Genomic DNA, 13,400 nt, shown 5'->3' with positions numbered 1-13,400 from the left:
CAATGTGATCCCGGTTTGCCTCACGTTAGCAAACATTCAAGCCCAATGCAGCATGTTGTAGATTGCGATACTAAAGCTGACCCTCATACTTCAGAAATGATCTACTTTTGATCACCCTTTCCCGCAACCAGCGCATTCTGGGCCATCTGCCGAATCCATAGGGGCACCAATACGGACTGGTGCAAAAGACTTCCGCAAACTCGGTGAAGATGCCCGACCTGTTGACAAATTCAGGCGTGCTTGCCAGCTAAACACGGACCTGAACGCGACGGATGGGTCATTAAAGACAACAGGTGGTGCCCTGCACACGGCATCAGAGGCAGAGCATGGGAACTTCGACCAAACGCAGAATTGGCAGATACCTGATCATAGGATGTGCAGGCATTCTGATTGGGCTTATCCTCATCGGGTTTACCGGGCAATTCCTGGCGGCGGGAGACTCCTTTGCGCTTTTCCGTCCGCAAGCCGGCGTTCTGCTTTTGCCGTGTGCCGCGATCCTGCTGTATATGCGCGCCAGATACCTTGCTTTGGTGACCCTGGCCTTTGCCGCTGTTGCCGTCGGATCAATCGCAACCAGTTTCGCCGCCCCGCCCAAGGCCTGCGACGGCCCGTGCCTGACGCTGTATCAAAAGAACCTCATGAGGCGGGCTTGGCCGCGGTATTCGCTGGCCGACGACATCATTGCATCCGATGCTCAGATCGTAACGTTGCAGGAAGTCTCAAGTCACAACCGCGAATACATGAGCAATCTGTTCGAGCATTACCCCGAAAAGGTGATCTGTGAGTTTCGTCCCGAACAAAACGTTGCCATCCTGACAACTCTTCCGATTGTCGAAGGTTCCGGGTTCTGCCTGAAAGGCCATGGTCTTGTCGGATTGCAGGTCAAGGCCCCGGATGGGTCTTTGGTCTGGATCGTATCGATCCACCTGAAGTGGCCTTTTCCCTACGACCAATCAACCCAAAGCCGGATCATTGCAGAACGCATCGCAAAATTGGATGGCCCGGTTCTGATTGCCGGAGATTTCAACATGGTTCCCTGGGGTGCAAGCGTTCGGCGGATCGCAGCGGCAGCAGACAACCAGAGTTTTGGGGCCGTCCTGAATACTCATAATCTTGGCAGCTGGCACTTACCCTTGCCGATCGACAACCTTTTGTTCCCGAAAGGAACAACCGGAACGGTTGAGCTGCGCCCGTTCATGGGATCCGACCATTTCGGCAAATTCGCGCGGTTTCGTTTGGATTGATCCGCAAGTTCCCCGCCGCTTTGGTGGGCATACCAGATCGAATGTCGCAATCCCAAGAAGGGTCTAGGTGTTATTTTCGATCAGCGCTTTCAGATTATTCAACCCCCGCTCGTAATCGCCACCAACCCATTTATCCATCATCACCCCCATCCAGCGGGACATGGGATTGAGCCCCAGATCGGATTCGAACCCCCAAGTCACATTGGTCGCGTCACCATCGGGTGTCAGGGTGAACGAAGCCGACGCCGTGCCCATCTGCCCAAAGTCCAGATCTGTTTTGACCAGTTGATTTTCCACGCTTTCGACGATTTCCTGCGACCCCGTGCCGACCTGTGCGTGATCCGAGCTCCAGTTCAACTTGTTACCGACGCCTTCATCGGGGCCACTGTAGCTTAGTTTCGTCTCCGGATCGCGTGACAGCCAGGGTGACCATTTCTCGGTCGCTTGCATGGAATTCACAAACGGAAAGATCACTGCGGCCGGGGCATCGATGGTGATGCTGCGGGACACTTCCGCCTTGCCGGGCAACACGTATGAGACAGCGACGAACAGTAAAACAAGAAGGCACAACCCTGCGAGAATTCGTTTAAGTATCTTCATAGCAAGCTCCAAAATCAAACGTCATGTGTGGAGCATACGAAAAAACGACCCTGAATCAGAGCCATATTCCGCATCAACTATTCACTATGAACCGTCGTCACACCGGGACAAATTTCTTCTGTATTGGGTCGAAACTCTCTAACCCGCCAGCGCCTATATCGGTCCACAACCCGTGCAGGCTCAGAGTGCCTTTTTCGACCGCTGACGAGATGAACGGGAACGTCATCAGGTTTTCAAGCGACGCGACAACCGACTGGCGTTCCAGCTGCCGGGCTTGTTCGAGGCTGTCTTCGATATCAGCGACAAGTTCGAATTTTGGTTTCAGAATGTCCATCCAGCGACCGACAAAGCTTTCTTTTGCGTCCAGTTGCGGCGCCTGACCCTTGCACATGTCGATACAGCCCTGAACACCACCGCATTGCGAATGGCCAAGAACCATCAGATGCGCAACCTTGAGAGAAGTGACGGCATACTCGATTGCTGCGCTGGTACCGTGATGATCACCGTCCGGCGCATAGGGTGGCACCAGATTGGCGATATTGCGGTGGATAAAGAAATCGCCCTGATCGGCACCGAACATCGAGGTCACATGGACCCGGCTGTCGCAGCAGGAAATCACCATCGCCCGGGGCCGCTGCCCTTCATCTGCCAGCCGCTTGAACCAGACCTGGTTTTCTGAATATGTGGTCGCTTTCCAGCCGTGATACCGCGTGACCAGATAGCTCGGCAAAGGTTTGGCAAATTCCATTACGGTGTCCCCGTTCTTGTCGCTGACCGATCCTCTAAACTGAATTCTAGGAAAATTCGAGTAATTATCCGGTTTCTCTGCAAGGTTTTGCAAAGGAATTTGCCACCAGTATCAAACCTGCGCTGTGGGGGCGTCAGAATTAGGGTGAATGTGGTGGAAAAAATTATCACGCTTGAACACAAGGAATCCGTCCGTCTGGATTCGGACCAACTAAGTGGCCTTTACCGTCAACTGGGCGACAAGAACGCGCTGGATGTGCTGTGCCGCACCATCGAAGAACTGGCCGTGCGCCTGTCGAACTGCGAACGCTTTTGGCGTCAGCGCGAATGGGTCGAACTGCGCAAATGCGCAAGGTCCCTGGTCGCGATTTCCGAACAGGTCGGGATGACGGTTCTGGCCAGGGTTGCAGGGGACGTGGCACAGGCCGTCGATTCCGGCGACGCGGTAGCAGCGGGCGCGACGCTGGGACGTCTGATCCGCGTTGGGGAGCGGTCATTGACAGCCGTCTGGGATCAACAGGACCTTTCCGTCTGACAGGGGTTGCGGGCAGAATATGCGCGGCTAGTCTGTGCACAGAAACAATCTGTCGAGGCGCCCATGACACTGTCCTTCGCCCCATCCTCTGACCCTTCCGTACCGCTTCATGTGATCGCGCAGCCGGATTTGGACGGCTGGCTTCTGGATCAGCCCGAGCGCGTGCAATCCTGGGTCGCAGCAAACGGGTTTTCCGGTGCACTGGGGCAGGTCCTGCTTGTGCCAGCCACGAACGGCGCAATTGAATTCGCGCTGGCTGGTTACGGAACCGAAGACAAACGCGCGCGCAAACGGTTCCCTCTTGCCGCAGCGGCTTTGGCGTTGCCGGAAGGAACCTACAGCCTTGCTTCGGGCATTCCTGCGGATTTGTTGGAGATGGAGTGTCTTGGCTGGCTGATGACTGGCTATGCCTTTGATCGATACGCATCCCAGACCGGAGGGTCAGCGGCGTTGATTGCACCTGATGGCATCAACGCCACCCGTATTGAAGCCATGGCAAATGCCGAAGCTCTGACGCGCGATCTGGTCAACACGCCCACTTCGGACATGGGACCGGATCAGTTGCAGCAAGCGGTCGAGGTTCTGGCAAATGAATTCGGTGCGTCTTGCAAGGTGATAATCGGCCAAGCGCTGCTGGACCAGAACTTTCCCATGATTCACACGGTAGGGCGGGCCGCGGAACAGGCCCCCCGGCTGATCGAGCTGACCTGGGGCACCAGTGGCCCCAGACTGACACTGGTGGGCAAAGGTGTATGTTTCGATACCGGCGGGCTGAATTTGAAACCGGGCGCTTCCATGGGCCTGATGAAAAAAGACATGGGTGGCGCGGCCAATGTGTTGGGACTGGCTCGGATGATCATGACGCTGGACCTTCCGCTACAACTGCGAGTTCTGATCCCGGCCGTTGAAAACGCGGTATCAGGCAATGCCTTCCGCCCCGGTGATATCCTGACCTCACGCAAGGGTCTGACCGTCGAAATCAACAACACCGACGCCGAAGGGCGTCTGGTTCTGGCTGATGCGCTGACTTTGGCGGATGAAGGGAATCCCGATCTGGTGATCTCGATGGCGACGCTGACCGGTGCGGCGCGCGTGGCCGTGGGCCCTGATCTGGCCCCGTTTTACACCGACGACGAAAGCTGCGCGATGGCCTTGGCACAAGCGGCCAAAACGTCTGCCGATCCGGTCTGGAGAATGCCGTTTCACACACCCTACGAGGCGATGATCGAACCCGGCATTGCCGATCTGGACAATGCCCCCTCGGGCGGGTTTGCCGGGTCTATCACCGCCGCGCTGTTTCTGCGCCGGTTCGTAGGGTCCAGCCGCTATGTCCATTTTGACATCTACGCGTGGCAACCCAGCAATGAACCCGGCCGCACAAAAGGCGGTCTGGGTCAGGGAACACGCGCAGTGCTGTCGGCATTACCGGAGGTATTGGGGTTATGACCAAGCGCCGCGTATCCAAACCGGTCGTCGACCTGTTGCGTGTTCCTGACGGACCGCGTGACCGGCAGTTGCTGTTGGGGGACACGGTTCACGTCGCAGAAAACAACGACGGGTGGAGCAGGATCGTCGCGGAAAAAGACGGATATGCTGGTTGGCTGGAAACAGACCACCTGTCCGAGGATATGCCTGCAACGCATTGGATCAATGCGCCCGCAACACATGCCTACGTGGCCCCTGAAATCAAAAGCCGCGATCTCGTTTCTCTGAGTTTCGGAAGTAAAATCCATGCAACTGCCGAAACGGATCGGTTTGTGCAGACCGAATTGGGTTTTGTCCCAAAGGTTCACACGGCCGCAATTACAGAAAAACCGCACGATCCGGTTGCCGTGGCCGAGTTGTTTCTGGGTACGCCTTATCTGTGGGGCGGAAACAGCCGGTTCGGTATCGATTGCTCGGGGCTTGTTCAGGCCGCGTTGCTGGCCTGCGGTATTCCCTGCCCCGGCGATAGCGGCGATCAGGAACAAGCCTTGGGCGCTGTCCTGTCAGCTGAATCACCTGCGCAGCGTGGGGATTTGCTGTTCTGGAAAGGGCACGTGGCCTGGGTTTCGGGCGACAACATGATTTTACACGCTAACGCCAGCCATATGGCGGTTGTGTACGAACCGATGGACCGGGCGACTCAGCGCATTCAGGATCAGGGTGACGGGCCTGTTACAGCGCGAAAAAGGCTCTAATCCAGGTTTACGGCCCGGATGAGCTTGCGTTCCAGCACCCGCAGGACGGCTCGCAGATCATGGCCGCGTTTCAGGATACGGCCATCCATACCTATGACTGAGTACATACCCTGCCGGGACTTCAGGCGCGGGTGTTTTTCGACGCGGTAGATCGGGTGCTCTGCGGTGCGCCGGAAGATCGAGAACACCGCCATATCGCGCAGGTTTGAGATACCATAGTCTCGCCACTCTCCAGCGGCGACCATCCGTCCATAAACGGACAGGATTTGCGACATCTCATGCCGGTCAAAGGCCACGGGCATCTGCGCTGCGTTTGCCGAAAACCGGTTGGGAGGCTGCATATTCATACCTCCAGCCTTGCCGGAAATCGTGTTTGAATCAAGCCTGATGCGCTGTTGCCCGGCATTTACAACACAAGTGTTACCGCCGACCAACCTGACGGCAAATCAGTATTACCGGCAGCAGGCCGACCGCCAGAATGACCAGCGACGGCACAGCGGCGCCCTCAAGCCTCTCATCCGAGGCAAGCCTGTACGCCTGTACGGCTAGTGTGTCGAAGTTGAACGGGCGCATGATCAAGGTGGCAGGCAATTCCTTCATCACATCAACAAAGACGATCAACAGCGCGGTCAGCAGCGACGGTGTCAGAATGGGCAGGTGAACGCGCCGCAATGTTCCCAGCGGTGTTTGCCCCAGCGAGCGGGCCGCGGCATCCATATTGGCATGAACCGTGCTTTGCCCCCCCTCATAGGCGCTGAGCGCGGCGGCAAGGAATCGCACCATGTAAGCGGCGACCAGCAACCAGATCGAACCTGTCACCAACAACCCAGTCGATACATCGAAGGTCTGCCGCATCCAGGCATCCAACGCGTTGTCAAAGCTGGCGAAAGGTACAATCAAGCCGACTGCAATGACGCCACCGGGCACGGCATATCCCAGCCGCGCCATATAGGCCGTCGCAGACGACGCGCGCCCGGGTCTCAGGCGTTGAAAGAACCCGACACAGATCGCCGCAAAGACAGTGACAACTGCAGCCGTTCCGGCGAGGATCAGCGAGTTCTGGATGAAACCGATATAGCGCCGCGACAGCAAGTTCTGTTCCGATTCCAAACCCATCTCGACCAGTATGATAACGGGCAGCAGAAACCCGAAGATAACGGGTATCGTACATAACAAGAATGCTGCGGCGGCGCGAAGACCGGTCAGTTGTTCCGCCGGTTGGGCAGCATGTTTCTTTCCGGCCTGATAGTATTTTGCCTTACCGCGCTGGGTGCGCTCGGCCACAGCCATGATCAGCGCAAAGACAAGCAGGCACCAGGCCAGCTGCGCCGCCGCCGCTCGGTCGGCCATGGAGAACCAGCTGGTGTAAATCCCGGTCGCAAAGGTCTGCACACCGAAATAAGACACGGTTCCGAAATCGGCGATGGTTTCCATGATGGCCAGTAGCACACCACCGGCGATTGCCGGGCGCGCCATCGGCAGCGAGACGCGCCGAAACGCCAGCCATGGATTGTTGCCCAGCGCCCGAGCAGCCAGAAACGCCGAAGCACTTTGTTGCAGGAACGCAGCCCGCGCCAGCAGGTAGACATAGGGGTACAGCACCAGAATCAGCATCACCGCAGCGCCCCCGGTCGAGCGGATTTCAGGGAACCAGTAGTCGCGCGGCCCCCAGCCTGTTACATCCCGCAAAGTGCTTTGAACGATACCCGGATGATCCAGAATAAAGGTGTATGCATAGGCAAGCACGTATGCCGGAAAGGCCAAGGGCAAGACCAGCGCGATCTCAAGGATCCTGACGCCCGGAAAGCGGGTCATCGTCACCAACCAGGCAGCGCCCGTGCCGATACTGAACGTACCCACCGCGACCAGCACCACAAGGATCAGGGTCGTCACGGTATAGCTGGGCAGCACCGTCCCCATCAGGTGCGAGATCGTATCTGTCCCCCCAGTCACCGCTGCCAGAACCACGGCCACCATGGGCAACAGGCACGCGGCAGCCACAAGATAGGCGACAGCGGCCAACAGCCGTGTGCCGCGTACACCGCGATTGCGTGATCCGTTTTCTGAATAGTCGATCTGGGTCATCATCCCGGCTTTTGATTGGCAAAGGCTTAGGGTCTGCCTTTAATCGACCAAAATGCTCGGAAACACCAGTGCGTCGGTCAACAAATCTGCGGCACAAACTGCCGCAGACCTGTTTTTCACTGCTATTCGTAGACGCGCTGATCCTCGATCACCAACCCGTCTTTGGGCAGCGAGCCGGGGGCCACGACTTCGATTGCGCCTTTCAGTTTCAGCACTTCGGCCACCGATCTGGCATATGCCGTATCATCCCCGCCTGTGCTTTCGATCTGGACAGTCATCGAATCCATCTCGCCCTGACGGGTGGCGATGACTCGAGCCTTGACGATCTCTTCATGCTTGTCGACCAAAGCGGCAACCTGTTCCGGACGCACGAACATACCTTTGATCTTGGTCGTCTGATCTGCACGCCCCATCCAACCTTTGATCCGGGTGTTCGTGCGACCGCAGGGGGAAATCCCCGGCATTACGGCGGACAGGTCGCCCGTCGCAAAGCGGATCAGCGGGTAATCTGGGTTGAGAGAGGTCACCACAACCTCGCCCACCTCACCCGGTGCCACCGGAGTTCCGGTTCCAGGTGTCACAATCTCGACAATCACGTGCTCGTCGATGATCATCCCGTCGATCGCGGCGCTTTCATAAGCAATATTGCCCAGATCCGCTGTCGCGTAACATTGCAGGCACGAGATACCCCGGTCGGCATATTCCTGTCGCAAAGACGGGAACAAAGCGCCTCCGCCAACGGCGGCTTTCGAGAAATGTAGTGAAACGCCCATCTCGTCGGCTTTGTCCAGAATGACCTTCAGGTAATCCGGCGTACCTGCATAGGCCGTACAGCCAACATCGCGGGCGGCAGTCACCTGCAACTCGGTTTGTCCGGTCCCTGCGGGCAGAACAGCCGCGCCAACAGCCCGTGCGCCATTTTCAAAGATCATACCGGCCGGCGTCAGATGATACCCAAAACAGTTCTGGACGATGTCCCCTGCGCCAACACCCGCGGCATTCAGGAAACGGCCCATGCGCCACCAGTCGTGATCAGTGCTGCCCGGCTCATAGATCGGCCCGGGCGACTGGAACACATGATGGAAATGCCGCGCGGGTTTTACCGTAAATCCGCCAAACGGGGGGCGTTTGGCCTGTGCCCGGGTCAAATCCGATTTCCGCAGAACGGGCAATGTCGGCAAATCTTCTGCTGACTTTACCTTATTAGTGTCTGATTCTGACAAATGCGACGCAAATCCAGGGGCCGACATCGCGCGTTTGATCTGCTCCACAAGTGCCCCGGCCTGATCTGAGGCGCGTTCGTCTGCCGAGCGTGTTTCGAGTGCGTCGAAATAGGTCATCGCCATATCCTCCATCCGCTCACAGCCACCTTTTGCGACGACGATAGGACCGCACATCACGAAAGCTTTTGCGGCCCTCGTCGGACATACCCAGATAAAACTCTTTCACATCCGGGTTTTCGCGCAGGTCAGCGGCCGGGCCATCCATCACGACACGCCCGGATTCAAGAATATAGCCGTAATGCGCAAAGCGCAGGGCGACGTTGGTGTTCTGCTCTGCCAGCAGAAAGGACACGCCCTCTTTTTCGTTGAGGTCCTTCACGATACTGAAAATCTCTTCGACCAACTGCGGAGCAAGACCCATTGAGGGTTCGTCCAGCAAAATCGTCTCGGGCCGCGACATCAACGCCCGCCCCATGGCAACCATCTGCTGTTCACCACCCGAAGTATAGCCTGCCTGCGACCGGCGGCGTTCCTTGAGCCGGGGGAAATATGCGTAAACCATCTCAAGATCCTGCTGGACCGCAGCCGCCCCGTCTCTTCGGGTATAAGCACCGGTCAGCAAGTTTTCTTCGACGGTCAGGTGCTCGAAACAATGGCGACCTTCCATCACCTGAATGACACCCTTTTCAACCAGATCGGCCGGATCGCTTTCATGCACGTTCTGGCCGCGATACTTGATCGAACCTTTGGTGACTTCTCCGCGTTCGGAATGCAGCAGGTTCGAAACGGCCTTGAGCGTGGTTGTCTTGCCCGCACCATTGCCGCCCAACAACGCTGTGATGCCGCCCTTTGGAACGCTCAGGCTGACGCCTTTCAACACGAGGATCACGTGGTTGTAGATCACCTCGATATTATTGACCTCAAGCAGGGTTTCCGCCTGCACGTCAGTGGTTTGTGCCGCATCCAGCATCAGCGCGTTTCCTCATGCCTGCCCGTTCCGGGGCTGTTCGTGAGGAGCGGCAGGTAACCCGCCGCTCCGGTTGTCTGAACGCCCCGGATCACATCCGTGGCGTACCATGCCTTACTCGCAACGTGGCGAGATGCTGTTTTCGGTTGCGTAGGCACCGGAATCTTCTTCGATCAACGCGCCGATAACTTCGGCATCTGTCGGTTTGAAGTCCTGTACGGGGTTCCAGGCGCCAGTCGCCGCATCCCACTGAACAACACCGACAAGACCGGGGCCGCCGTGGTTTTCGCAAGAGACCGAGAATTCAGGGCCGAACCCGGACATACCAAGCGCTTCCATCTTGGCGTTGGTCATTTCCAGTGCTTCCATGCCATCGCGCATCATCGACGCGTCGATATCAGCGGTTCCGTGCATCGCCTGCGCCGTTTTCACAGCCTCGGCTGCCAGCATGGCGGCATAAAGCCCACGGTTGTACTGAACTGTACCCAGCTGATCGCCGGCACCCGCAGCCTTGCCCGAGTCAACGACGTACTTTTTCAGGTCGTCATAGACAGGATAGTCCATACCAAGGCCGGTAAAGGTCAGCGCCTTGTAACCGGTCGCTTTTTCGCCAGCAGGCTCAACGTCGAATTCCGCGCCCGACCACCAGACACCGATGAAGTTTTCCATCGGGAAACGGATGTTGGCCGCTTCCTGAACCGCAACCTGGTTCATGACGCCCCAGCCCCACATGATGACATAGTCAGGCTTTTCGCGGCGAATTTGCAGCCATTGCGACTTCTGCTCCTGGCCCGGGTGATCAACCGGCAGCAGGGACAGCTCATACCCATGCTTTTCGGCCAGAGTTTCCAATGTCCGGATCGGTTCCTTGCCATAGGCCGAGTTGTGATAGACCAGCGCAATCTTCTTGCCGCTCAGGTCACCGCTATTTTCCTCCAACAGATAGTTGATCGCACCGGACGCACCATTCCAGTAGTTGGCCGGATAGTTGAACACGTGGCTGAACACTTTGCCGTTCGCAGCCGAGGTCCGGCCATACCCCATCGTGTGCAGTGGAATGCCGTCGGCGGTCACTTTGGGGATCAGCTGATAGGTAATACCGGTCGACAGCGGCTGATACACCAGCGCGCCTTCACCTTTGGTGGATTCGTAGCATTCCACGCCTTTTTCGGTGTTATACCCGGTTTCGCATTCGATCACGTTTGCGGGTACACCGCCAATACCACCGTCCCGCTCGTTCAGAAGCGTGAAATAGTCGGCGTAACCATCCGCGAATGGAATACCACCGGCCGCATAGGGCCCGGTTCGATAACTGAGCGACGGGAACACAAGATCCGCCATCGCAGGTCCTGCCGCCATCAGGGCGCTCAGCGCCACAGTTGCCAGTTTCTTGTTCATCGGGTGTCTCCTCCCTTGATTGATCCGATATTGAGTTCGGGCTTGATCACCCGTCTTTATGATTGGGCCAGCCCTCAGTGCGGGAACGGCCAGAGTCTGAGTTTCTCTTTCGCCACGCGCCACAACTGGGCCAGACCGTGGGGCTCGAGGATCAGGAACATGATGATCAGCGCGCCTACAATCACGAGCTGAAGATGGGCAACGATATCGGTCGGCCAACCCAGAAGATCGACGCCAACCAGTTTGAGCAGAACCGGCAGCAGCACCAGGAACGCCGCCCCGGCAAAAGACCCGAAAATCGAGCCTAACCCGCCGATAATCACCATGAACAGCACCAGAAACGACTTCTGAATGCCGAATGCTTCGCCCACCTCGACCGCGCCAAGATAGACGGCAAAGAACAAGGCCCCTGCGATGCCCACAAAGAACGAGCTGACAGCGAAAGCGCTGATCTTGGCCTTCAACGGGTTCACCCCGATGATTTCCGCGGCGATATCCATGTCGCGGATCGCCATCCATGTCCGCCCGGTCGTGCCGCGGGTCAGGTTGCGCGCAATAATCGCGCTGGCGGTCAGGAAGATCAGACAGAACAGGTAGGTCGCCCAAGCCGGGGCGTTCGGGCCCGAGATGATAATGCCGAACACGTCACGTTCTGGCGCGTTGATCTGACCCGAGGCCGAGTAGTTGTAGAACCACGGCACCCGGTTGAAGAGCCACACCAGAAAGAACTGTGCCGCAAGCGTCGCCACCGCCAGATAGAACCCTTTGATCCGCAGGGAAGGCAGGCCAAACAAAACGCCTACAATCGCGGTGATACCTCCAGCCAGCAGGACATGAATGAACATGCTGACGTCTGGAAATGCGGTCATCAACTTGTAGCAGGCATAAGCGCCGACAGCCATGAAACCGCCTGTACCAAGGCTGACCTGCCCGCAATAGCCCACAAGTATGTTCAGTCCGATCGCCGCGATGGCATAGATCAGAAAGGGCAGCAGCAGGGCGTTTGCCCAATAGTCGTTGATGATGAACGGAATGATCCCGAACGCCACCGCCAAAACGACATAGTACCGGTACCGGTCGAACTTGATCGGGAAAGTCTGGCTGTCATCCACGTAGGAGGTTTTGAAATCTCCGGCCTCACGATAGAACATCTGTTACTTTCCCCATTCTTCCTGCGCCCGGTTCCGGGTCGCGGCGTCCAGCTGGCTGGACCCTTTGGCATATCCGCTCGCCTCAGAGGCGCGCACCAGTTTCAGGTAGGCCAGAACACCCATGATCAGCCCGGCAAAGGCCAGGATTGCGGCAATCGTCAGCTGGCTGTCGGTCAGGTCATTCGAGGTCAGCGCGATATATCCAAAGGCCCAGAACCCCGCCCATGCGATCACGTTGATGATGGCGATGAGTTTGGTCATGCGTTACACCCTCTCGATGATCTTCTCGCCGAACAGACCCTGCGGTCTAAACACCAGAAAGATCAGCGCCAGCACATAGGCGAACCAGTTCTCGGTCGCGCCGCCGACCAGCGGGCCAATCGAGAATTCGAACAGTTTCTCGCCCACTCCGATGATCAGACCGCCGACGATGGCACCGGGGATCGAGGTGAACCCGCCCAGCATCAGCACCGGCAGCGCCTTGAGCGCGATCAGCGACAGCGAGAACTGCACGCCCGATTTGGTGCCCCACATGATCCCCGCGACCAGCGCCACGAACCCGGCCACCGACCAGACCATGACCCAGATGAAGTTGAGCGAGATCCCGACCGAAAGCGCTGCCTGATGGTCATCCGCCACCGCGCGCATGGCCCGGCCCTGCTTTGTGTACTGGCTGAAGGCCACCAGTGCCGCCACCAGAAGCGCCGCAATCACGGTTGCCACGATGTCGAGGTTGTCGATGAAGAAGCCATAGCCGAAGATGTTAAAGGTGACCTCGTCGATCCACAGGTTGATGCCCTGCGGCAGACCCACATCCAGCGTCTTGATCTCGGATCCCCACATCAGGTCGGCCACGCCTTCAAGGAAATAGGCCAGACCGATCGTGGCCATGAACAGGATGATCGGCTCCTGCCCAACCAGATGCCGCATGACAAAGCGCTGCACACACCAGGCCAGCAGAACCATCACGCCCATTGTCAGGATGATCGCCAGCAGGGCGGGGATGTTCCAGCCGAAGTTATAGACATGAGTGCCGAAGGTCGCGTTGATCAAATGCGCGAAAGGCACCTGCCCGTTCATGATCCCGACCAGCGTCATCGCCGCAAACAGGGCCATAACCCCTTGCGCATAATTGAAAATCCCGGATGCCTTGTAGATAAGCACAAAGCCCAGCGCGACCAGCGCATAAAGCACCCCGGCCATCAGACCGTTAAGGATGACCTCCGTGGCAAAGATTAACTGCTCAGGCATATGTGCCTCCCCGGATATC

14 protein-coding genes are annotated in these 13,400 nt (G+C 57.6%); 4 read left to right on the top strand and 10 right to left on the bottom strand.

Annotated features, from left to right (window positions below; translation table 11 throughout):
* Positions 1-326: 326 nt before the first annotated feature.
* A complete protein-coding gene (locus I9188_RS12630) occupies positions 327-1,244 on the top strand; it encodes an endonuclease/exonuclease/phosphatase family protein (protein ID WP_209506949.1) in 918 nt (305 codons plus the stop codon).
* Positions 1,245-1,307: 63 nt separating this feature from the next.
* Here the strand turns inward: I9188_RS12630 and I9188_RS12625 are convergent, their stop codons facing one another.
* The gene (locus I9188_RS12625) at positions 1,308-1,844 is read right to left on the bottom strand and encodes an SRPBCC family protein (RefSeq protein ID WP_209506948.1); all 537 of its coding nucleotides are present in this window, start codon (positions 1,842-1,844) and stop codon (positions 1,308-1,310) included.
* Positions 1,845-1,941: 97 nt separating this feature from the next.
* Positions 1,942-2,592 (bottom strand): carbonic anhydrase, encoded by a 651-nt coding sequence (locus I9188_RS12620; RefSeq protein WP_209506947.1) that lies wholly within the window; start codon positions 2,590-2,592, stop codon positions 1,942-1,944.
* A 144-nt stretch (positions 2,593-2,736) separates the two neighbouring features.
* Between I9188_RS12620 and I9188_RS12615 the strand changes: the two genes are divergently transcribed.
* From I9188_RS12615 to I9188_RS12605, 3 genes are all read left to right on the top strand, one after another.
* On the top strand, positions 2,737-3,126 hold the full coding sequence (locus I9188_RS12615; protein ID WP_209507012.1) for a hypothetical protein: 390 nt from the start codon (positions 2,737-2,739) through the stop codon (positions 3,124-3,126).
* Positions 3,127-3,189: 63 nt separating this feature from the next.
* Entirely contained in the window at positions 3,190-4,572 is a 1,383-nt protein-coding gene (locus I9188_RS12610; protein WP_209506946.1) for a leucyl aminopeptidase family protein, read from the top strand.
* A complete protein-coding gene (locus I9188_RS12605; RefSeq protein ID WP_209506945.1) occupies positions 4,569-5,306 on the top strand; it encodes a C40 family peptidase in 738 nt (245 codons plus the stop codon). The genes I9188_RS12610 and I9188_RS12605 overlap by 4 nt, the downstream gene beginning before the upstream one ends.
* On the opposite strand, the gene I9188_RS12600 is transcribed toward I9188_RS12605, so the two are convergent.
* The 8 genes from I9188_RS12600 to I9188_RS12565 all read right to left on the bottom strand — a co-directional run bounded on the left by I9188_RS12600 (position 5,303) and on the right by I9188_RS12565 (position 13,381).
* On the bottom strand, positions 5,303-5,653 hold the full coding sequence (locus tag I9188_RS12600; RefSeq protein ID WP_209506944.1) for a DUF2794 domain-containing protein: 351 nt from the start codon (positions 5,651-5,653) through the stop codon (positions 5,303-5,305). The two genes, I9188_RS12605 and I9188_RS12600, sit on opposite strands and share 4 nt — an antisense overlap.
* Positions 5,654-5,726: 73 nt before the next feature.
* The gene (locus tag I9188_RS12595; RefSeq protein ID WP_209506943.1) at positions 5,727-7,391 is read right to left on the bottom strand and encodes an iron ABC transporter permease; all 1,665 of its coding nucleotides are present in this window, start codon (positions 7,389-7,391) and stop codon (positions 5,727-5,729) included.
* A 122-nt stretch (positions 7,392-7,513) separates the two neighbouring features.
* Positions 7,514-8,731, bottom strand: coding sequence for a phenylacetate--CoA ligase family protein (locus I9188_RS12590; RefSeq protein ID WP_209507011.1), 1,218 nt, complete (start codon positions 8,729-8,731; stop codon positions 7,514-7,516).
* A gap of 19 nt (positions 8,732-8,750) precedes the next feature.
* Positions 8,751-9,584, bottom strand: a complete 834-nt coding sequence (locus I9188_RS12585; RefSeq protein WP_209506942.1) for an ABC transporter ATP-binding protein — start codon at positions 9,582-9,584, stop codon at positions 8,751-8,753.
* 111 nt (positions 9,585-9,695) lie between these two features.
* A complete protein-coding gene (locus tag I9188_RS12580) occupies positions 9,696-10,979 on the bottom strand; it encodes an ABC transporter substrate-binding protein (RefSeq protein WP_209506941.1) in 1,284 nt (427 codons plus the stop codon).
* Positions 10,980-11,053: 74 nt separating this feature from the next.
* Positions 11,054-12,130: a branched-chain amino acid ABC transporter permease gene (locus I9188_RS12575; protein WP_209598953.1), complete on the bottom strand. Its 1,077-nt coding sequence runs from the start codon at positions 12,128-12,130 to the stop codon at positions 11,054-11,056.
* 3 nt (positions 12,131-12,133) lie between these two features.
* Complete coding sequence (locus I9188_RS12570) at positions 12,134-12,391, bottom strand: hypothetical protein (protein ID WP_209506939.1); 258 nt, start codon at positions 12,389-12,391, stop codon at positions 12,134-12,136.
* A gap of 3 nt (positions 12,392-12,394) precedes the next feature.
* A complete protein-coding gene (locus I9188_RS12565) occupies positions 12,395-13,381 on the bottom strand; it encodes a branched-chain amino acid ABC transporter permease (protein WP_209506938.1) in 987 nt (328 codons plus the stop codon).
* Positions 13,382-13,400: the final 19 nt, after the last annotated feature.

The sequence above is a fragment of the Ruegeria sp. HKCCSA071 genome, assembly GCF_017872555.1.
Classification (GTDB): Bacteria; Pseudomonadota; Alphaproteobacteria; order Rhodobacterales; family Rhodobacteraceae; genus Ruegeria.
Note: the sequence above shows the minus strand (reverse complement) of the source record. Positions and strands in the feature narration are given on the sequence as shown.